Origin of the sequence: Planococcus plakortidis (genome assembly GCF_001687605.2) — a bacterium.
Classification (GTDB): domain Bacteria; phylum Bacillota; class Bacilli; order Bacillales_A; family Planococcaceae; genus Planococcus; species Planococcus plakortidis.
Genome location: NZ_CP016539.2, coordinates 3,211,053 through 3,231,261, shown reverse-complemented (window position 1 = coordinate 3,231,261; position 20,209 = coordinate 3,211,053). Strand labels below are relative to the sequence as shown.

Below are 20,209 nucleotides of genomic sequence, written 5' to 3'. Positions count from 1 at the left end.
TTAACTATGCGCTTCAGTGTATTGGCCAGTGGTTCGACTGGCAATGCCATCTATATAGAAAACGACGAGCATGCGTTTCTAGTGGACGCGGGGCTCAGCGGCAAGAAACTAGAGTCGTTATTCGCCTCCATCGGCCGCGATATGGGCAAGCTCGACGGCATTCTGGTCACCCATGAGCATAGCGATCATATTAAAGGGCTCGGCATTGCCGCTCGCCGGCATAAGGTGCCGATTTACGCCAATGCCAAGACCTGGACGGCGATGGACGGGCTGGTCGGGGAGATCCCGGCCGACCAGCGTTTTCATTTCGATATGGAGACGGTGAAATCATTCGGCGGGCTCGACATCGAATCGTTCGGAGTGTCGCATGATGCGGCGGACCCGATGTTCTATGTGTTCCATGAGAACGGCAGGAAGCTTGCACTGATCACCGATACGGGCTATGTCAGCGACCGCATGAAAGGCATCATCGGCGCGTCCGATGCGTATGTGTTTGAGAGCAACCACGACATCGGCATGCTGCAGATGGGGCGCTACCCGTGGTCGGTCAAACGGCGCATCCTGAGCGATGTGGGGCACGTGTCGAATGAAGACGCGGCGGTGGCGATGTCAGAAGTGCTGGCGGAGAAGCCGACGCGCATCTACTTGTCGCATTTGAGCAAAGATAACAATATGAAAGACCTTGCGCGCATGAGCGTCGAGCAGACACTGCAGACAAAAGGCATCATCGTCGGCGATTACGTCGACTTGTTCGATACGTCTCCGACCGAGGCGACGCCTTTGGTTGTGGTGTGAATAGATGTAAGAGGAGAGACTGTTCTAGAAGTCATGAAGATGACTACTGGGACAGTTTTTTTAGATTTTTTGAACCGCTGATGTCCGTGAAAGTGGACGCTTTCCGGAGGGCTCGCATTGAGCCGCTTCCCTCGCTGCGCTCAGTCCAGGGTCTCAATTGTCTCGCTGATCCTCCCGGAGTCGCCACTTTCACTCCCATCAGCTAGTGGAATGAATAAAAAATTTCGTGACGCTGTCGATTCCAGCGGACGCTTTCAGGCCCACAGGATGTGGGTCATGCAGCTGGCGCGACAGGACATTGCGGTGTCAGCTGCCGAGGGCATCGGATAACTGTTGCTCCCACATCTGCGATGCAGATGCGTTGCAAATAAATGTGCTCAGCGTGACTTCGCCCATTTATTCGCCGCTTCCATCTTCATCAGCTAGAGTGAGGGTGAAATACCATGGATTGGTTCTATAAGCTTGCTCAAAAAGATCTCTATGCTGAAAAAGCACAGTGATTGGGCAAAAGTTGCTGGAGTGCATCATCTACCTGCCTTGTGCCAAATTACTCAGTGAAAAAGTGTACAAAGTAAGTTGAATGACAACCTCCTAGCGTGCTCATACAGGGAGGATTGCTTGCATTTTGGCGGGTACATCTTATGATAAAAAGAGAGACATAGGAGAGGATGGAGGCTATGGGTTATTACAATCAAACCCCGAACGGCAGGCAGCCGAAGCCGAGCCGGGCGGGCAGTTTCTTTGCGGGGGTGTTCGGCGTATTGGTCGGGGCGCTGTTGATGTGGCTATTGTTTTCGCAAGCTCCGGGCTTATTGCCGGGGACTGATTCGGCGGATTCCGGCACCCAGATCCAGCAGCAAAACCGTGAACAGCAAGGCGCGTCACTTGATATCACCACCGATGTAACGAAAGCGGTCGACGAGGCGTCGGACGCGGTAGTCGGCGTGTCGAATCTCCAGACGGGCGGCGATTTCTTCTCGCAAAGCCAGGAACAGGCAGTCGGCACGGGTTCCGGCGTCATCTATAAAAGCGAAGGCGATACCGCATATGTCGTGACGAACCATCACGTCGTCGATGGGGCCAATAGCATCGAAGTGACATTGGCGGACGGCTCGAAAGTCGACGCGCAAGTGGTCGGCAGCGATATTTGGACCGATCTGGCTGTTCTCCAAATGAGCAACGATAAAGTACAGGACGTCGTGGAACTAGGCGATTCGGATGCGCTGAAGCGCGGGGAAGCGGTCATCGCGATCGGCAACCCGCTCGGCCTTGAATTCTCGGGTTCCGTAACAAGTGGTGTTGTATCAGGCACTGACCGGGCAGTGCCGGTCGACCTGGACGGCGACGGAACGGAAGACTGGCAAGCGGAAGTCTTGCAGACGGATGCAGCGATCAATCCCGGCAACAGCGGCGGCGCGCTCGTCAATTTGGCGGGCCAATTGATCGGCATCAATTCGATGAAAATCGCCACTTCGCAAGTCGAAGGCATCGGGTTCTCGATTCCGATCAACTCGGCGCTGCCGGTCATCAACCAACTTGAATCGACAGGCGAAATGGTGCGCCCGGCAATGGGCATCACGCTCGTTGATCTGGCGCAAGTGCCGAGCACATACCGTGAAGATACATTGAATTTGACGGAAGATATCACGGCGGGCGTCGTTGTCAGCTCGGTGGTGCCGTCCTCTGCAGCGGATGAAGCGGGCATGCGCCAATACGATGTCATCGTTGAGATGGACGGAGAAGAAATCGGGGACATTATCGAGTTGCGCAAGCATCTTTACAACGAAAAGCAAATCGGCGATATGCTGCAAGTAAAAGCATACCGGAACGGCGAATTGCTCGAATTCGAGCTTGAACTTACCGACAATTCCACATTATAGGATCGAGCAGTTCCAAAAGGTGTTTTATGCGCCGATCGGAACTGCTTTTTTTATTTCCGCAAGTGAAAGGGAGAAACAAAAACCAGCTGAATATTATACACTTCGGAGCCCGAATTTTTAGCCGGAATGGGGCAAATGTTCGGGAAAAAGGAGTGTGGATAACTTTTTTGTTAAAAATCGATTGTCAACAATCCACAGCCAATAAAAGCTTCGCTATCCGCAGTGTTTTATATCTGTTAAAATGGATTGTGGATAAAAGGGAACGAAATGTGTATAACTGTGTGGAATATTCGGAAATCGGAAGGAGACGTAAAAATGGAGTTATATTGCTGCCAAACGCATGTGGGACAAGGGCTTGACGAATTCGTCGCAAAAACGGAAAGCTATCCTATACTGACTGAATTATCAGATATCGAAAAGTTATCCACAAAGTGCAACTACTGTGAAGAACAGGCATTGTATCTTGTGGCGGATAAATAAAATCCTACAAGATGTAGAAATGCCTGTGGATATGTGCATAAACTCTGTGGGCAACTTGTTTGTAAATTTCGTGTAAAGGGGGATAAGTTGTGAACATTTCCATTGTGACCGTCGGCAAACTGAAAGAGAAATACTTGAAAGCGGGCATTGCAGAATATGCAAAACGCTTAGGGGCTTATGCAAAAATTGCGGAGATTGAAGTCGCGGACGAAAAAGCGCCGGAGCAATTGAGCGAAGCGGATATGGAAATCGTCAAAAAGAAAGAAGGAGAGCGAATACTCGCCAAGATCCCGCAGGACGCCTATGTCATCGCCCTGGCGATCGACGGCAAGATGAAGACCTCCGAGCAACTCGCCAAAGACATGGAATCGCTCATGACTTACGGCCGCAGCAAGATAGTCTTCGTCATCGGCGGGTCTCTTGGGCTGCACGATGAAGTGTTGAAGCGTGCGGATGAGAAATTGTCGTTTTCGAAGATGACGTTCCCGCATCAATTGATGAAGTTGATCTTGCTGGAGCAGGTTTATCGGGCTTTCCGGATTATGAAGGGGGAGCCTTACCATAAGTAAATGGGGCGTATCCTATTAAATAAAGTCTAACTTATACATGATTTGCCCAAATGCTAAAGGCAATATAGTTATTGAAACTATCCTTGGTAAAGCCACTGCGATTTTTAGGATAAGCCGCTCAATGAAGCAATTGGACCGATTTACTTTTTTTTTCAAAAATCTATAATGGTAAAGGATAGATTTTTATTGGTACTTTCTCTTAATGCGTTTTTATATACTGGATAAGAGAAAACTTGAAGCATAGAAGGCGGGACTGAAATTAATGAAAAAAATTGGATTTGATTCGGAGAAATATTTGAAGGAACAATCAGCCTACATCCTGGAACGGGTGCAGCAGTACGATAAACTTTACTTGGAATTTGGCGGGAAATTGATAGGCGATAAACATGCCAAGCGCGTCTTGCCTGGATTTGATGAAGATGCCAAAATCAAGCTATTGCATACATTGAAAGAAAAGGCGGAAATCATCATCTGTGTGTACGCTGGGGACATCGAACGAAACAAAGTCCGTGAAGATTACGGCATCACTTATGACCAAGATGTCTTGCGCTTAATCGATGAATATCGGGCATATGGCATTTCTGTCAACAGTGTCTTGATCACCCGTTACCAGGGGCAGCCAACAGTCAAAGTATTTATGACAAAGCTTGAGCGAAGCGGAATCAGCGTCTGTATCCATCGCGAAATCGAAGGCTATCCGACAAACGTGGACGCGGTCCTTGGGGAAGAAGGATTTGCGACGAACCCTTATATTGAAACGACGAAGCCAATCGTGGTCGTAACGGGCCCTGGCCCGGGAAGCGGAAAGCTTGCCACTTGCCTTAACCAAATGTACCACGAGAACAAACTGGGAAATGAAGTCGGCTATGCCAAGTTTGAGACGTTTCCGGTCTGGAACTTGCCGTTAAAGCACCCGGTAAACATCGCTTATGAAGCGGCTACCGTCGATTTGAAAGACGTCAACATGATTGATAATTATCATTATGAAGCATATGGAAAAGTAGCGGTCAATTACAATCGTGACATTGAGACGTTCCCTGTCATCAAACGGATTATTGAACGGATTACCGGCAAAGAGTCGGTTTACAGCTCACCGACCGATATGGGGGTCAATCGCCTGAAATCGGGCATTACCGACGATGAGGTGGTCCAGGAAGCTGCCAAGCAGGAAATCATTCGCCGCAGTTTTGTCGTGGAAAACGACTATAAAAAAGGGCTTGCCGATGAAGACAGTGTACGCCACATGCAAGTGATTCTGGAAGAGACCGGTTTAAAGAAAGAGGACCGGGCACCTGTATTGCCGGCGCGTAATTATGCGAAAGAAGTCCAAGCGCAAATTGACAGCACGAATTTACAAGCCGTCATTGCGCTAGAACTGCCGAATGGCGAGATGATCACCGGCCGGACGACAACTTTGATGGATGCTTCGGCAGCCGCGATCCTGAATGGGTTGAAGAAACTGACCAATATTTCCGATGAAATTGATTTGCTGTCGCCGGTGATTTTACAAACGATTCAACGCTTGAAAACCGATGACTTGAATAGCCGCGTCCCGACATTAAGCGCCAATGAGGTGCTCATTGCACTGGCGATCAGTGCGGTCACGAATCCTACTTCAGAGCTGGCTTATAAGCAATTGCCACATTTAAAAGACACACAGGCTCATTCCACGGTCATATTGAATAGAGAAAACGAACAGACCTTTAAGAAGCTTGGAATCGACATCACCAATGATCCGGTATATCCAACCGAAAATCTGTATTACAATTAGACTTTAGAAACCACCTGCCTTTTTCTTCTTCCATAGAAGCCTGAGGCGGATGTATTTTCATTTATAGCGCTTACTGAAAAGGTTCATTCTTCTTTTAATGAGAAGAATGAACCTTTTTGATTTACTGAATCAATCAAGCGCTGCTTTTGAAAGACTGTAAAAATAATTTTACTTCACCGGGCAGGAAAATAAAGCTCTCTGCAGTAAATGGTGAAATTAATCCTATCTTGTTTCCTAAATCTATTTATTTTAAAGAATACCCACCATCTACAACGATTTCCGCACCGTTTATATAGGATGCTTTATCTGAAGCTAAGAACAGCACGACTTCTGCGATCTCACTTGGTTTCCCATAACTTCCTCTCGGGTGTCCCTGTGATTGTTTATCATAATTCTCTTTTCCGCCATATGCCTTAATGGCCAGGTCGGTTTCTGTCGGGCCGGGGGAGATGCAATTGACGCGGATGCCTTGATTGGCAAAGCGCAATGCTGTGCTTTGCGTCATCGCAACAACCGCCGCTTTGGTCCCGCTATAAGCTGGCAGCATCGGATTGACCTTATCGTTTCCGAGGATCGCGGCATTATTGATCACGACTCCATGTTTTTGCTTACCCATCACGGCTAAGGCATATTTCATATAGAGGAAAATCGCCGTTTGATTGACTGCAATCAACTGATTCCAGTCATCCAGCTTTACGCGAGACAAGGGTCCCATTCCGATAGACAGAACACCTGCATTGTTGAAGAGAATATCAATAGCATGTCCATCAGTTTCAAGTGCTTTGAAAAAGCTTTCGATTTCTTCCGGATTTTCGTTATGGACTTGGTAAAAATGGGCTTTCCCGTCGCAGTCAGTCTCTACTTGAGCGCCTTTGTCGCGGTCTCTTCCCGTAAAATGAACGATTGCTCCTTCTTTGCAAAAGAGACGAACCACTTCCTTACCAATTCCATCCGTTCCACCGTTAACAACCACTACTTTGTTTTCGAACATCATCTGATCTCCTCCAAACGTCATAGTAAAGTCATAAAGAATTTGTAATCAGTATATAGCATTCGGATCACTGTAGGAAATTTGGGTTCCAGTGAAGATAGAACCTCTTTTTGTGAAGTTAAGCCGTTCAGGCGCTTCATAGTAAGGGTTTTTTTAAACAATAATAAATATTTTTGAAAAATTATCCAATAAGATGGTTGATTCAGTGATTATATATTAAACTAAAAATTGTTATAGACATCAAAATTACTGACTAATTTCAGAAATAAATTCTATTCACAGATGAGGAGTCCGCAGCAAATGGAACCTGAAAAGAAAAGAGTCAATTCTAACTCCAAACAACCACTTCAAAGATACTTGCTTCCAATCACAATCATTTCTTCCATATTGATCTCAGGTGCAGTCGGTTACACAGCTAGTAACGTAGCTATTAATAACAGTTCAAACGATTCGGCAGAGATGAATGCAATGAAAAATCAAGTGAATAAGACCAAGCAAGACTCGATTCAAATAATCGAGACAGAAATGCCAAAAATAATCGGCGATCTTGAGAAATATAATGAGGATATAAATTTAATCAGTGAGAACATTAAATGGTTAAAAGATAGTATAGCTCCTATACGAGAATCGACAGGTATAATCAACTCGACATTTACTGTTGTTGAAGGGGTTAATACTTTTACTAGAATTCCCTATATAGAGAACTATATCGATGACCTTAAGTTCGCCAAGATTAAACTGGATGAAGTGGATAATACATTAAGCCGCTTGGAAAACTTAACGATCATCCAAGAGGAAATAAATGATTCCCATCAGAAGCTGGAGTTACTATTCGAAGGATATCAAAAAGATAAGAGTTTGGATCAGTTACTCTTAATTGAAGAAGAGTTGAACTCAAATTTAATTTATCAAATTGAGGACTTCCGAAATCTGACTACAGAAGCTCGCGAAGTATTTGAACTATCTTCAAGTGTTTTATCGACATTGAATAAAGCTCAATCCATCTTAGTTTCTGTTCAGGAGACTGGTAGAAACACTTTAGAGGTTGTTCAATTCTGGAAAGATAATGACGTTGACACAGAAATTGAAGAAAATATAAAACAAGATTTAGAAAAAGATTTAAAGGTTTCTGAAGAAAAAATTCAACAACTTCCTGAGGAACTGGCCGAACAGTCTAAAAAGAGTATTACCTCTATAAATAAAGTGAAGGAAGAACTGCAGACTGTAAAAATAGCTCAAATGGTTATTGGTGAGTAAGAAGATGAGAGCGGAACATTACTTTAATAAAGAAGCATTCAGTCGAGCTGGCTTGAATGCTTTTTTTAGTACAGCTTTAAGTCTTCAACAGGAAAGGTTAGCTATCATTTCACTCAAAGCCCCTATCTCCTAAATTTTATTATTTTAACGAATAGCCGCCATCTACAACTATTTTTGCGCTGTTTATATAGGATACTATGTCTGAAGTTAGGAATAGCACGATTTCTGCAAGCTTACTTAATTTCCAGCAACTTCCTCTCGGGTGTCCTTTCGATTGTTTTTCATAATTCTCTTTTCCGTCGCGTGCATTAATGACTAGGCCGGTTTCGGTAGGGCTTTAGAATATGCAACATACTCGTATAGCATCCGTAGTACTGGAGGAAATCTGGGTTCTCGGCATTCGAAGTATTCGGAGAAAAAGGTCTCATCGCTGCCTTGTTAGAATATATACAGGAGGAAGCATCACTCGTACAGATGGGCCAAGCGTTCTTGGACGGGAAAAGCATCCAAGAGATACGACCAGGGTGACAGATGCATGTTCATGGGGAGGAGCGCATGAAATGAAGAGAGACAATAGGATGCAAGCTGTCTTTAAGACGAAAAGGTGTTACATCAGGCAGTTTATGAAAAGCGATTTGGACGCTTTTATTACATACCGCAATAATCCCAAATGGATGGAATTTCAATATTTTAAAGGCTTGACCCGAGAAGAGTATGAAGAAATTTTATTAAGAGAGCCATCAGTGGAAAAAGGTGCCCAATTGGCCATCATCCACAAAACCGACGAGACTCTGATTGGGGATGTGTTTGTGAAAAAGGAAGCCGATGCTTGTTGGATCGGCTATACCATCAACCCCGTTTTTAAAAGACAAGGCTATGCTTATGAAACTGTTCAAGCCATGGTTCACTGGATCCAGCAGGAATACCCTGGGGTCACCATTAAAGCCGGGACCTCTCCTGAAAACAAGGCTTCCATTCAGTTGCTGAAAAAACTGGAGTTTACGCCAGCTGGAATGGAAGAAGGCGAACTTGTTTTTCAGTACGTGTAATAAATCCTTTGTTGGTCTACCATAGAGAGCAAGGAATTAAATATGTGGGGGAACTAAACGATGAAAAAACTGGTTGTAATTTTATTTTTTGTATTGGTTATAGGGGCAGCTGCTGGATATGCATTTTCACAAACCAATTTATTTGGAGTCACTACCGATAGCAGTTCTGATGCTTCGTTGGTACAGGATCAAATCGTAAAGATTGCGGAACTGGCATCACTTGAGTACGAGTATAGCAATGTCATAGTCAGTGAGACGGGTAAGAATATTTCTTTGCCTGGAGTGTCCGATATTAAATTTGCAGAAGCGATCAGATTGATTGAATACGATGGGTACATAAAAGCGGGGTCCAAAGCCTCGGAAATTGAAACATCCTACAATGACAGCACAAAACGATTGGTCGTGAGAGTACCGAAAGCCGAGATACTTGAGAATGTGGCCGACACTCAAAATATGGAAATAAGAGATATCAAAGATGAGTTATTCTCAGATTATCCTTCTCAAAAAATCATAGAAGATATAAATATCGAAAAAGAGAAACTTGAAAAAGAGAAAATCGAACAAGGATTTTTGGAAGAAGCAGATAAAAATACAGAAGAGATTTTAACGGCACTGCTTGAAACTCCTGCGTATAACGAAGTGATTATTGAATTTTATTAATACATATAACCAGCAAGCCATCAAGGTTCCTGACTTTGATGGCTTTTTGTATGGATTGATTCTTGCGTAATCAATAGAGACATTTGCTATCATTTCACCTAAAGCCCTGACTAGCGTAAAATCAAAACTAATAGACAAGAAAAGGTGGTTTTCAGGGATGGCCAGATTGCCGATCATGATTGATACAGACCCGGGGATTGACGATGCGATGATGCTCACTTTGGCATTCGCGCATGATGACGCGTTGGATGTGCGCTTGGTGACGACGTGCTCGGGGAATATTTCGCAAGACAAGACCAACTACAATGCACGAACGTTCTTGAGTTATATCGGTGCGGATGTGGAAGTGGCGCGCGGCTTGGAACAGCCGATGTTCCGCGAGCTCGAGATGGCGGAAGAGATCCATGGGGAGAGCGGGTTCGGGAATATTGAGTTTCCGTCTCCGACTTTGCCAGTGAGCGAACGGCCGGCCATTGCCGCTATGCGCGAGACTTTGCTTTCTAGCGAGGAGAAAATGACCTTGGTCGCCACCGGCCCTTTGACGAATGTGGCGGCGTTATTGTTGGCGCATCCGGAAGTGAAGCCGAAAATCGAGCGCATTTCGTGGATGGGCGGAGCGGCAGTCGGCGGCAATATGTCGCCGTCCGCGGAATTCAATGCTTATGTCGACCCGCATGCGGTGGAAATCGTCTTCCGTTCGGGCGTTCCTATTGTCATGAGCGGTTTGGATGTGACACATAAAGCATTTGTCACGCTGGACGAAGCGAAAGACATGTTGGCTATCGGCACCGAATTTGCGGAGAAGGCGTATGGCCTCGTTACGCATTATTTGGATGTTATCAAGAGAACGCCTTTTCACGAAGAGAATTACGATCAGGTGCTGCATTTCCACGACGTCTGCGCGGTCATGTACATATTGAAACCGGAATTGTTCGAAGGGCAGGACTGCTTTGTGGAAGCTTCACTGGAAGGCATCACGGCAGGCGCCACAGTGGTCGACTTCACGAACCGCACTGGCGAAAAGCCGAATGTCCATGTGTTGCATAGCGTAAATCGCGAAGCGTTCGTTGAGGAATTCGTGAAAGCAGTAAAAGTCATTTCGGATCGCGTGGAAGCACGTTAATTCGTTTTATATTTTGGAGTCGACAAAACTCAGAAGAAAGCATGGTGAAGCGTGATGAAAATCATCGTATTCGGAGCGACGGGCGGCGTGGGCCGATCGGTCGTCGAGCAAGCACTGGAACAAGGATATGAAGTGACGGCGTTTGTACGGACGCCGGACAAATTGAAAGTCACAGGCGATAAATTAACAGTGGTGCAGGGAGATGCGTTCCACGTGGAACAAGTCGCTGCAGCGATCGCCGGCCATGACGCGGTGGTGTCGTGTTTGGGGTCGAATCAAGGCATGAATAAATCGACCGACCTGCAGGTGATGGTGAAAAATATCGTAGCGGGCATGCAGCAGCATGGCGTCCAGCGCATCGTCTACACCGCCTCAGCAGGAATCGATAAGGAATTGCCAGGCATCAGCGGAAAGCTGATGATGGGGGTGTTGAAAAATGCGCTCATCGATCACCGCGCGGCTGTGGATGCCATCCAGGAAACGGGGCTGACCTATACAATTGTCCGTCCGATGGGATTGACCAATGATTCGTTTACCGGGCAATACCGCGAGTCGGAGGAAAGTGTGCCAAACAAATCGAAGACCATTCCGCGTGCCGATGTGGCGCATTTTATTTTGAAAGCGCTGGGAGATGCAACGTACGAAAACAAGTCAATCGGAATTGCGTCGTGAATCATGAAGTGGCTTCAGAGGGTGGAATAGGTTTTAATCTGCTATAAGTAAAAAAGAGATTAGCTTTGCGACATTAAGTAATCAATGACCTGTCTGAGTATTTGGAGAAGCGTTCGCTCGACTCCTGTGGGACTAGCGGGTTTGAGAAACCCCGCAGGAACGCAGTGACGAGGAGGCTCGATTCCCGCCCCACGGAAAGCGAGCGATAAGCTTCGGAAAATACGATTAACTAGAGTTTCTCGACAAGCGAAGCAGCTGCAATTATTGCGGCTGCTTTTTTGGTTCCTTCCCCCGATTTTCTTTAGGGCGCATTTGGCTTATAGTAGAAACATCTGTTTACAACAATTTTCCGGCAGTAAAGAATGAGGTGCATCATGGCGTTTTTATCGCAATTTAAATTGAGTACGGTCATTATCCTGTGTGTGTTATTGGTGGTATTGGTGTCGCTCGTGATCACCAATCTGTTAGTGGCCGATACGTCGGGTGACCGGATCGAGCAACAATTGGAAGATAAGGCCGTCAGCATTTCCCGGACCGCCGCAGAGTCGCAAGTCATTCATGAAGGCTTGGAGAGCGAATCCGCGGAAGCGAATATCCAGGATTACGCGCTGGCCGTGCAACAAGCCGCTGATGTGTTGTTTGTCGTCGTCATGGACATGGACGGCATCCGCAAATCGCACCCGAATCCGGACAATATCGGCAAGGCATTTGCCGGGGGCGATGAAGCGCGTGTGCTAACAGGCGAGGAATACACATCGCGAGCCGAAGGGACGCTCGGCCAATCGGTCCGTGCGTTCACGCCGGTGTTTGATGAAGCCGGCAATCAAATCGGGGCGGTCGCGGTCGGCATTTCCTTAGAGGAAGTGGAAGCGGCGATCGGGCAAAACCGTCAGACGCTATGGATCGGCTCATTAAGCGGATTGCTGTTCGGCATCCTCGGCGCATTGTTCTTGGCGCGTTATATAAAGAAAAGCCTGTTCGGGCTGGAACCTCCCGAAATCGCGCGCATCCACGAAGAGCGCAACCAGATGCTTCATTCCGTTTACGAAGGCGTCATCGCGATCGACCAACATGCACGCATCCTGCTTGCCAACCGGTCGGCGAGGGAGTTGTTTGAAAAAGCGGGATTCACGGGCCGTGAGCCGATCGGCAAAGAGATTCACGAATTTCTGCCAGGACTGGTGACGGCTAGTGTGCTGGTTGAACAACGCACCGTCCTGGATGAGGAACAGGAACTCAATGGAATGGCGATCCTGGCGAACCAAGTGCCTTTATTAGTGGATGGCCAAGTGATCGGCGCTGTGGTGACGTTCCGGGACAAGACGGAAATCGATGTGCTTGCCGAACAATTGACCGGCGTCGAAATGTACGCCGAAACTTTGCGGGCGCAGTCGCACGAATTCATGAATCAATTGCATGTGTTGCTTGGCTTGGTCAAAATGGAGCAGTATGAGCAAGTGTCGCAGTTTATCGCGAAATTGGTCGACCACCAGGCCGTGGAAGTCGGCAATGTGACCCGTTCCATCAAGGATCCGGTGCTCGCAGGCTTCATCCTCGGAAAAATCAGTTTCGCAAGGGAAGCGCAGGTGGAGCTTACGATCAGCTGCGAGACCGATATCCCGAAACCCGACGATTCCGCGGTCACGCACGAACTGATCACCATCATCGGCAATGTCGCCGACAATGCGATCGATAACGTCCAAGGGACCGCAAACAGGCGGGTTCACGCCGCATTTTCCTATGTTGATGAATTGCTGACGATTATGATCAGCGATACAGGAACGGGCATCGACGAAGAGTTGCAGGAAACGATGTTCGAAAAAGGCATTTCCAGCAAGGAAGGCTATCACCGCGGATTCGGATTGCATTTGGTGAAAAACAGCGTAGATAAACTCGAAGGCTCGATTGAAGTGGCCTCCGAGAAAAACGAAGGCACGACCTTCGAGTTGGTGCTGCCGTATGAAGCAAGGGGGGAAGCAGATGATTAAAGTAATGATAGTAGAAGATGATCCAATGGTCGCCGCCTTAAACCGGCAATTCGTCGAGCGGATGGAAGGTTTCACGGTGATCGGCGCCGCCGAAAACGCCCAACAGGCCATCGCGATCCTGGCGGAGTCGGACATCGATTTGGTATTGCTCGACATCCACATGCCCGGGCTGACCGGCATCGAATTTTTGCAGATGCTCCGTGAACAACAGCAGGACCTCGATGTCATCCTGATCACGGCGGCCTCTGAAATCCAGCAAATCCAGCACGCCTTAAGGCTCGGGGCATCCGATTATTTGATCAAGCCGTTCGAGTTCAGCCGTTTCCAGGAAGCGTTGCTGCAATACCAAAGCAATTTCCATAAGCTGCACGCCAATAAACAAATCAGCCAGCAGGAAATCGACAGCCTGCTTGGTAGAAAACAGCCATCCGTTAGTCCGTCAACGACGGTGCAATCATTGCCAAAAGGGCTGACGAAAGCGACGCTGCAGACCATCCAGCAAGTGATCCTGTCGAACGAAGCTGTAGTGTTTTCAACAGATGAACTGGCGCAGTCGGCACAAATTTCCCGGGTCTCCGTCCGGAAATACTTGAAATTCCTCAGCGCCATCGGCTATTTGCAGGAAGACTTGACCTACGGCGTCGGCCGGCCCATCTATCAATACCGTTTAGCCCCGGAAAACGCTAATCGTCTCGATCCTTATCTTTGAAAGTGAGGATCGAGCTTCGGAAAACATTAATTCATTAAAGAAGTTCAGTGAGATGTCTGAGTGTTTGGAGAAGCGTTTGCTCGACTCCAACGGAATAGCGAGACGACCGAGACCCCGCAAGCAATGAATGAGCGAAGCTTCACTGAGCGCATTCATTTGCGACGCATCTGCTGGCAGATGTGGGAGCAAGCGGGTTTTCGATAGCAGCTGAGGAGGCTCGGGCGCGAGCCCGTGGAAAGCGAGCAATAAGCTTCGGAAAATACGATTTCTCAACACCCCACAAAAAGCAGCCAATGCGGCTGCTTTTTTTAATTACAATAAAACCAATACTTTCATAAGCTAGAAGTTGTCTGAAATTTGTCTAAAATATGAAATACAGTGAAAGCGCTTACCAAAAAGCGCGAAGCTCAAGAAAACGAGGTGTCCAACGATGAAGGAAACAAATAAGATCCCGCCGCAGCTGCCGGCGAGAAGTTTGAAAGACAAATTCACGATTTTCAATATGCCATTCCTCTGGTTTGGGGTGTTCGCGGTCATTGCGCTGTATGCGATGTATACCGAAAACTTGCCGGCCGGCATGATCGGCGCGTTGCTCATCACCATGGTGCTCGGCGAATTATTGGGCTGGTTCGGCAATCATATGCCGATCGTCCGCACGTTCCTCGGAGGCGGCGCGATCGTCGCTATTTTCGGATCCGCTTATATGGTCTATAGTGGTCTTATGCCGGAAAGCACGACGGCGGGGATTACGGAATTCATGAAAGACGGCGATTTCCTCAACTTCTATATTGCGGCATTGATTACGGGCAGTATTTTGGGGATGGAATCGAAGATCCTGGTGAAAGCGGGCGTTCGCTACGCCTTGCCATTGCTTGCTGCGGTGGCAGGGGCGGTTGGCCTGGCTGCGTTGGTCGGGATGGTATTAGGGTTCAGCGTCCAGGAAGCGGTGCTCGTCATCGCCATGCCGATCATGGGCGGCGGCATGGGCGCAGGCGCTGTGCCGATGTCCCAAGTGTATTCAGAAATGCTTGGCAATGAACCCGGGTATTACCTGTCGATTTTAGTGCCGGCCTTGGCGCTCGGGAATGTTTTCGCGATCATCTTGGCGAGTGTCTTGAACATGATCGGCAATAAATACCCGAGCTTGACGGGGAATGGCCAGCTGATCCGCAATTTCCATTACGAGAAAAAAGAAACGCCGAGCTACGATTTGGCGAAAATGGGCATCGGGGTCTTGGCTGCTGTGTCGTTCTATATTCTAGGGAATATATTGGGCGACTTCATCCCGCTTCACCCGTATGCCATCATGATTATTTTGGTGGCAGCGCTGAAAGTCGCCAATGTCATGCCGGAAATTATTGTAGAAGGCGCGAGCCAGTGGTATGAGTTCGTGGCGCGCAACTGGACCAACGCCTTGCTAGTGGGCATCGGGGTCGCGTATACGGATCTCGAAGCCGTGCTGAATGCCTTGAGCATACAATATGTCCTTATCGTCTTGGCGGTCGTCATCGGTGCCGTCATCGGTTCCGGCGTGGTCGGGAAGTTCATGGGCTTCTACCCGATCGAAGCTGCCATCACAGCAGGGCTATGTATGGCGAATATGGGCGGAACGGGCGATGTTGCGGTACTGTCTGCAGCAAGACGCATGGAATTGATGCCATTTGCGCAAATTTCCTCCCGTCTCGGCGGCGCGTTGATCTTATTATTGGCCAGTGTATTTATACCGTTTTTCATTTGATGAATCAAATTTTGGGGGAGGGGAGAAATCCTTTCCCTCTTTCTGATGGAGAGTGAGCGCCGTGATTGTCAGTGAAATCATCAATGTCATTTTGCCGGTCTTTATCTTGCTCGGCATCGGCTTTTTTATCGGCCGGTTCATGGACATCGAAAAGAAGCCGGTGTCGGATTTGTGCATCTACGTGTTCAGCCCGGCCTTGTTTTTCCATTCCGTCACGACGTCTTCGCTGGATTTGGGCGATTTGGGGAAAATTGTGCTGTTTGCGGTGTTGTTGTTCGCCCTGTTTGCGATGCTGATTAAGCTTCTCGGCATCGTATTTGGGTGGGATCTGTCGTACCGCAATACGATGATGCTCGCGAGCGCGTTTCCGAACACCGGGAATTACGGCTTGCCGATTGTGTTGTTCGCCTTTGGGGACGAGGGGATGGCGATTGCGATCATTTATGTCGTCATGCAATCTTTGCTGATGAATTCGGCTGGCATCTTTTACGCTTCAAACCATGCCGATGTGTCGAAGAAGGCGATTTTCATTACCATCATCCGCATGCCTGGGTTTATTGCCATCACGATCGGGCTGGTTCTGAAAATAACGGACATTGCGATCCCCGAGGCGCTCGGCAATGCGACGGGCTTACTTGGGCAGGCGGCCGTGCCGGTGCTGTTGACGCTGCTCGGCATTACCTTGGCATCGATCCAGATCAAGACCGTGCTGAAGTTCATCGGGACGGCGGCCGTGCTGAAATTGGTCGCGTTCCCGGCCATCGCGTTCGGGCTGTTGGCCTGGCTCTATCCGGCAGGGTCACTCGAAGCAAAAGTGCTGCTTATTTCCGCGGCGACTCCGGCGGCTGCCACGACGACACTGTTGGCCATGAAGTTCAATATGAACCCGGATATGGTGTCGAGCGCGATGTTCGTCAGCACTTTGGCAAGCATCGTCACGATTCCGGCATTGCTGCTTTTTCTATAGAAACTGTAGAAATCCATAAGGGGCAATCCCGGTATCCTGTCGAATTCTTGTTATAATAAAAGAGTGTCCAAAGCGAATTGGCTTGGATACTCTTTTTTTGTACGAACATGGATTCTACTAGCTGGGAGTTGGAAATAGAAATGAACAAAAAAGACATTGCCGAGATCCGCAAGCAGTTCAAGCTGGAGACGGATTTACTGAAAATCGCCGAGATTTACAATGTATATATCAAACAGGACACAAGCGAGATCTTCCACGAGGAAAGCCGCTCGTTTTCCTTGCTCGACCGGGAGCAGCAAGAGCTGTTCTTGGCCAATTTTAAGAAAGTGCTCGCGGGCAAGCTCGACATCAAGCTGTTCGAAGTGAAGTTCCAGCGCCCCGAAGAAGGGCAGGTGGACCATACGCAGACGTTGCTCTACGAAGGGCTACATGCGGACGATGCGGAAGGCTGGAAAGACAATATGCAGCGCGTCGCCTTGAAGATGGTCGAAGAGACGCCATACGAGAAAGACATGGTCATCACGTTCATCCGCGGCACGTATTTCAAGACGACGAAACGCGAGGTGGACGAGACGGAAACTGCGCTGCGCGACGAAGTATACACGACGCCGTTCGTCCTCGGCAGCATGAACCAGACCGAACTGCCGAAATCGTCGCTGGTGTTTGATTTCATCGAAAAGGAATTCAAGTCGAACATCATGGCGGACCCGGTCATCAAGCTGTCGTCTCCCGTCGGCGGGTTCCTGTTCCCGAGCTTCACGAACAACGCCGCAGACGTCAACCGTATCCTGTATTCCGCAGCAAAAGCCAATAAGCCCGATTTCCAGTTTATCGAAAATGTGTTGAATGGCGACGAAATTACCACCGCAGAAGACGATAAAGTGGTCTTTGAAGAAATCGTCAAGCAGGTGATCGGCGATGAAGTCAATTCGAGAACGCTTGCGGGCGTCTACGACGAAATCAACAGCCTGCTCGAAGTGGAAGCGGAAGACGAAGACGAGCCGGCACCGATGCTCGACTCCAAGGAAGTCGAACGTGTCCTGAAGGCGAGCGGCATCAAAGACATCAGCACCGAGAAAGTGGAGCAGGCGTTCCAGCAAGTGACCGATGACCGCCAGTACGAGATGAAAGCGAGCCACATCGTACCGAAATACGGTTCCAAATCGATCAAGATCAACACGAAAGTCGCCGAAATCAAGATCGGCCCCGAAGACTTACGTTACGTCAAACAAGTCAATTACAATGGCCGCCGCTGCATCCTGATCGAAGTCGAAGAGGATACGGTCGTGGAAGGGTTCAAGTTGTTGGCGGAGGAAGAATTGGAGTAGAAGCTTTGTTCGAATGGTTGCGCTTATGCAGAATGCCGAACGGGTAAATTCCTCGTAGGCAAGCCACGGGGACACAAAAGGAGGAGCCGCTAATGATTACTGAAACCGATCTACACTATTTGAAGCGCTGCGTCGAACTCGCCGAGCAGGCGCTGGAAAAAGGCGACGAGCCGTTTGGTTCGGTTCTTGTGTCGGCACAGGGGGAGGTGCTGTTCGAGGACCATAACCACGTGGCATCAGGCGACCATACGCAGCATCCGGAATTCGCGATCGCGCGCTGGGCGGCGGAACATCTGGCATCGGGTGAACGGGCGACAGCGACTGTCTATACGTCCGGCGAGCATTGCCCGATGTGCGCGGCGGCGCATGGCTGGGTCGGGCTCGGCCGCATCGTCTATGCCAGTTCGTCAAAGCAATTGGGCGAATGGATGAAAGAGCTCGGCGCCGAGCCTTCACCTGTCCGCAATCTGTCCATCGCGGAAATCCTGAACGACCCGGACGTCGACGGGCCGGTGCCGGAACTTGCAGAACAGGTGCATGAGCTTCACCGGCGCTTGTACGAAGCGAAGCAATAGGCGGCTGAAAGCGACCGTTGCATTGGATATCTGCCATTTCTTTTGAACACAAAAAGGACTGCGAAGAGAAAAATCTCTTCTGCAGTCCTTTTATATTGATTACACCAAAACAGGGATATCGCTTCGGATGAGATGGTCGAACGCGCTCAGTGAAGCCGTCGCGCCAGAGCCCATCGAAATGATGATCTGCTTGTATGGGATGTTCGTGCAGTCGCCTGCCGCGAACACGCCCGGCATATTCGTGGCGCCGCGCTGGTCGATGACGATCTCGCCGTGCGGAGTGCGCTCAACGAAGTCACCGAGCCAGTCGGTGTTTGGCACGAGGCCGATTTGGACGAAGACGCCGGATAGTTCGACATGCTTTTCTTCGCCGGTTTGGAGGTCGATATAGGAAATGCCGTTCACTTTATCGGTGCCGGTGATTTCCTGTGTGCGGGCATTCGTCAAGACCGTAACGTTCGGCAAGCTCTTCAGGCGGTCCTGCAAAACGGAATCCGCTTTAAGCTCTGCGTTGTATTCCAGCACCGTCACGTGGTTCGTGATGCCTGCAAGGTCGATCGCCGCTTCCACGCCGGAGTTGCCGCCGCCGATGACCGCGACGTCTTTGCCGGCAAATAGCGGGCCGTCGCAATGCGGGCAATACGCAACACCCTTGTTCTTGAATTCTTCTTCGCCAGGGACGCCGATGTTGCGCCAGCGGGCTCCTGTCGAGAGAATGACGGTCTTGCCTTTGACGACAGCGCCGTTTTCAAGTTCAAGCTCGAACAAATCTTTTTTCTCCAAGCGTTTCGCACGCTGCAGGTTCATGAGGTCGATGTCGTATTCCTTCACATGCTCTTCGAGGCTGGCCGCAAATTTCGGGCCTTCCGTATGCTTGACGCTGACGAAGTTCTCGATGCTCAAGGTATCCATCACCTGGCCGCCGAAACGCTCCGCGACGATGCCGGTGCGGATACCTTTACGCGCCGCATAGATCGCCGCGCTGGCACCAGCCGGCCCGCCGCCGACAACGAGCACGTCAAACGGTTCTTTGCCTTCGAATTCGGACGCATCCGGTGCGCTGCCGAGTTTTGCCAGCAATTCCTCAAGCGACATGCGACCGCTTGAAAACGATTCGCCGTTCAAGAAGACTGTCGGAACGGCCATGATGTCTTTGCTTTCAACTTCTTCTTTGAATGCAGCGCCGTCGATCATCGTGTGCGTGATATTCGGGTTGAGGACGCTCATCAAATTGAGTGATTGCACGACTTCCGGGCAGTTCTGGCAGCTCAGGCTGATATACGACTCGAAGTGATACGTGCCGTCGAGCGCTTTGATTTGGTCCATCGTTTTTGGGTCGGCTTTCGGGGCCCGCCCGCTCACTTGAAGCAAAGCAAGTACGAGTGACGTGAACTCGTGGCCGAGCGGGATGCCGGCGAACGTGATGCCCATATCTTCGCCAGGGCGGGTGACGCTAAAGCTCGGCGTGCGCTCGAGCTCCGCGCGCTCCATTTGAATGCGCGGAGACATGGCGGATAGTTCTTCCACCAAATCGATCATATCGGTTGATACCTTATCGGATCCGGCACTCACTTGGAGCAGCACGTCGCCTTCCAATAGCTGCAAGTATTGCTTTAATTGTGCTTTGATTTGCGCATCTAGTATCATCGTCAAAACT

Annotated in this window: 18 protein-coding genes and 1 pseudogene; 16 read left to right on the top strand and 3 right to left on the bottom strand. The window is 49.1% G+C overall.

Annotation, left to right across the window (positions count from 1 at the left end):
• The first annotated feature begins 6 nt into the window (after positions 1-6).
• The 5 genes from BBI15_RS16055 (at position 7) to BBI15_RS16030 (ending at position 5,495) form a co-directional block, all read left to right on the top strand.
• A complete protein-coding gene (locus BBI15_RS16055; RefSeq protein ID WP_068871128.1) occupies positions 7-795 on the top strand; it encodes an MBL fold metallo-hydrolase in 789 nt (262 codons plus the stop codon).
• Positions 796-1,472: 677 nt separating this feature from the next.
• Positions 1,473-2,675 (top strand): S1C family serine protease, encoded by a 1,203-nt coding sequence (locus BBI15_RS16045; RefSeq protein ID WP_068871124.1) that lies wholly within the window; start codon positions 1,473-1,475, stop codon positions 2,673-2,675.
• A gap of 315 nt (positions 2,676-2,990) precedes the next feature.
• Positions 2,991-3,155: a CxxH/CxxC protein gene (locus BBI15_RS16040; RefSeq protein ID WP_068871122.1), complete on the top strand. Its 165-nt coding sequence runs from the start codon at positions 2,991-2,993 to the stop codon at positions 3,153-3,155.
• Positions 3,156-3,244: 89 nt separating this feature from the next.
• A complete protein-coding gene (gene rlmH / locus BBI15_RS16035; RefSeq protein ID WP_068871121.1) occupies positions 3,245-3,724 on the top strand; it encodes a 23S rRNA (pseudouridine(1915)-N(3))-methyltransferase RlmH in 480 nt (159 codons plus the stop codon).
• Between the two features lie 262 nt (positions 3,725-3,986).
• On the top strand, positions 3,987-5,495 hold the full coding sequence (locus tag BBI15_RS16030) for a DUF1846 domain-containing protein (RefSeq protein ID WP_068871119.1): 1,509 nt from the start codon (positions 3,987-3,989) through the stop codon (positions 5,493-5,495).
• Positions 5,496-5,739: 244 nt separating this feature from the next.
• Here the strand turns inward: BBI15_RS16030 and BBI15_RS16025 are convergent, their stop codons facing one another.
• A complete protein-coding gene (locus tag BBI15_RS16025; protein WP_068871117.1) occupies positions 5,740-6,489 on the bottom strand; it encodes an SDR family NAD(P)-dependent oxidoreductase in 750 nt (249 codons plus the stop codon).
• A gap of 297 nt (positions 6,490-6,786) precedes the next feature.
• Here BBI15_RS16025 and BBI15_RS16020 point away from each other — a divergent pair, with 297 nt between their 5' ends.
• Positions 6,787-7,743, top strand: coding sequence for a hypothetical protein (locus BBI15_RS16020; RefSeq protein WP_068871115.1), 957 nt, complete (start codon positions 6,787-6,789; stop codon positions 7,741-7,743).
• A 139-nt stretch (positions 7,744-7,882) separates the two neighbouring features.
• On the opposite strand, the pseudogene BBI15_RS16340 reads toward BBI15_RS16020, so the two are convergent.
• Positions 7,883-8,065, bottom strand: a pseudogene (locus BBI15_RS16340) (SDR family oxidoreductase); the annotation flags it as partial.
• A 238-nt stretch (positions 8,066-8,303) separates the two neighbouring features.
• Here BBI15_RS16340 and BBI15_RS16015 point away from each other — a divergent pair.
• From BBI15_RS16015 to BBI15_RS15970, 10 genes are all read left to right on the top strand, one after another.
• On the top strand, positions 8,304-8,792 hold the full coding sequence (locus tag BBI15_RS16015) for a GNAT family N-acetyltransferase (RefSeq protein ID WP_208599437.1): 489 nt from the start codon (positions 8,304-8,306) through the stop codon (positions 8,790-8,792).
• 60 nt (positions 8,793-8,852) lie between these two features.
• A complete protein-coding gene (locus BBI15_RS16010) occupies positions 8,853-9,452 on the top strand; it encodes a DUF4230 domain-containing protein (RefSeq protein ID WP_068871113.1) in 600 nt (199 codons plus the stop codon).
• Positions 9,453-9,609: 157 nt separating this feature from the next.
• A complete protein-coding gene (locus tag BBI15_RS16005; RefSeq protein WP_068871112.1) occupies positions 9,610-10,575 on the top strand; it encodes a nucleoside hydrolase in 966 nt (321 codons plus the stop codon).
• A gap of 54 nt (positions 10,576-10,629) precedes the next feature.
• On the top strand, positions 10,630-11,247 hold the full coding sequence (locus BBI15_RS16000) for an NAD(P)-dependent oxidoreductase (protein WP_068871110.1): 618 nt from the start codon (positions 10,630-10,632) through the stop codon (positions 11,245-11,247).
• Positions 11,248-11,621: 374 nt separating this feature from the next.
• Positions 11,622-13,235 carry a DcuS/MalK family sensor histidine kinase gene (dcuS, locus tag BBI15_RS15995; RefSeq protein ID WP_068871108.1) on the top strand — a complete coding sequence of 538 codons (1,614 nt, stop codon included), beginning with the start codon at positions 11,622-11,624 and terminating at the stop codon, positions 13,233-13,235.
• Positions 13,228-13,944 (top strand): response regulator, encoded by a 717-nt coding sequence (locus BBI15_RS15990; RefSeq protein WP_068871106.1) that lies wholly within the window; start codon positions 13,228-13,230, stop codon positions 13,942-13,944. Before dcuS ends, BBI15_RS15990 begins: the two co-directional genes overlap by 8 nt.
• 430 nt (positions 13,945-14,374) lie before the next feature.
• Positions 14,375-15,682, top strand: a complete 1,308-nt coding sequence (locus tag BBI15_RS15985; protein ID WP_068871104.1) for a 2-hydroxycarboxylate transporter family protein — start codon at positions 14,375-14,377, stop codon at positions 15,680-15,682.
• 61 nt (positions 15,683-15,743) lie between these two features.
• Positions 15,744-16,649, top strand: a complete 906-nt coding sequence (locus BBI15_RS15980; RefSeq protein WP_068871103.1) for an AEC family transporter — start codon at positions 15,744-15,746, stop codon at positions 16,647-16,649.
• Positions 16,650-16,789: 140 nt separating this feature from the next.
• A complete protein-coding gene (locus tag BBI15_RS15975; protein ID WP_068871101.1) occupies positions 16,790-17,977 on the top strand; it encodes a DUF4317 domain-containing protein in 1,188 nt (395 codons plus the stop codon).
• A gap of 92 nt (positions 17,978-18,069) precedes the next feature.
• Positions 18,070-18,552: a nucleoside deaminase gene (locus tag BBI15_RS15970; RefSeq protein ID WP_068871099.1), complete on the top strand. Its 483-nt coding sequence runs from the start codon at positions 18,070-18,072 to the stop codon at positions 18,550-18,552.
• Positions 18,553-18,651: 99 nt separating this feature from the next.
• On the opposite strand, the gene ahpF is transcribed toward BBI15_RS15970, so the two are convergent.
• Entirely contained in the window at positions 18,652-20,199 is a 1,548-nt protein-coding gene (ahpF, locus tag BBI15_RS15965; protein ID WP_068871097.1) for an alkyl hydroperoxide reductase subunit F, read from the bottom strand.
• Between the last annotated feature and the right edge of the window lie 10 nt (positions 20,200-20,209).

What these genes read in the sequence shown, in the direction of transcription:
- BBI15_RS16025 (WP_068871117.1), bottom strand. Translation starts at nt 6,489, where the DNA reads ATGATGTTCGAAAACAAAGTAGTGGTTGTTAACGGTGGAACGGATGGA.
- BBI15_RS15990 (WP_068871106.1), top strand. Translation starts at nt 13,228, where the DNA reads ATGATTAAAGTAATGATAGTAGAAGATGATCCAATGGTCGCCGCCTTA.
- BBI15_RS15970 (WP_068871099.1), top strand. Translation starts at nt 18,070, where the DNA reads ATGATTACTGAAACCGATCTACACTATTTGAAGCGCTGCGTCGAACTC.
- BBI15_RS15985 (WP_068871104.1), top strand. Translation starts at nt 14,375, where the DNA reads ATGAAGGAAACAAATAAGATCCCGCCGCAGCTGCCGGCGAGAAGTTTG.
- BBI15_RS15975 (WP_068871101.1), top strand. Translation starts at nt 16,790, where the DNA reads ATGAACAAAAAAGACATTGCCGAGATCCGCAAGCAGTTCAAGCTGGAG.
- BBI15_RS16055 (WP_068871128.1), top strand. Translation starts at nt 7, where the DNA reads ATGCGCTTCAGTGTATTGGCCAGTGGTTCGACTGGCAATGCCATCTAT.
- BBI15_RS16020 (WP_068871115.1), top strand. Translation starts at nt 6,787, where the DNA reads ATGGAACCTGAAAAGAAAAGAGTCAATTCTAACTCCAAACAACCACTT.
- BBI15_RS16000 (WP_068871110.1), top strand. Translation starts at nt 10,630, where the DNA reads ATGAAAATCATCGTATTCGGAGCGACGGGCGGCGTGGGCCGATCGGTC.
- BBI15_RS16005 (WP_068871112.1), top strand. Translation starts at nt 9,610, where the DNA reads ATGGCCAGATTGCCGATCATGATTGATACAGACCCGGGGATTGACGAT.
- ahpF (WP_068871097.1), bottom strand. Translation starts at nt 20,199, where the DNA reads ATGATACTAGATGCGCAAATCAAAGCACAATTAAAGCAATACTTGCAG.
- BBI15_RS16040 (WP_068871122.1), top strand. Translation starts at nt 2,991, where the DNA reads ATGGAGTTATATTGCTGCCAAACGCATGTGGGACAAGGGCTTGACGAA.
- BBI15_RS16030 (WP_068871119.1), top strand. Translation starts at nt 3,987, where the DNA reads ATGAAAAAAATTGGATTTGATTCGGAGAAATATTTGAAGGAACAATCA.
- BBI15_RS16015 (WP_208599437.1), top strand. Translation starts at nt 8,304, where the DNA reads ATGAAGAGAGACAATAGGATGCAAGCTGTCTTTAAGACGAAAAGGTGT.
- BBI15_RS16045 (WP_068871124.1), top strand. Translation starts at nt 1,473, where the DNA reads ATGGGTTATTACAATCAAACCCCGAACGGCAGGCAGCCGAAGCCGAGC.
- dcuS (WP_068871108.1), top strand. Translation starts at nt 11,622, where the DNA reads ATGGCGTTTTTATCGCAATTTAAATTGAGTACGGTCATTATCCTGTGT.
- BBI15_RS16010 (WP_068871113.1), top strand. Translation starts at nt 8,853, where the DNA reads ATGAAAAAACTGGTTGTAATTTTATTTTTTGTATTGGTTATAGGGGCA.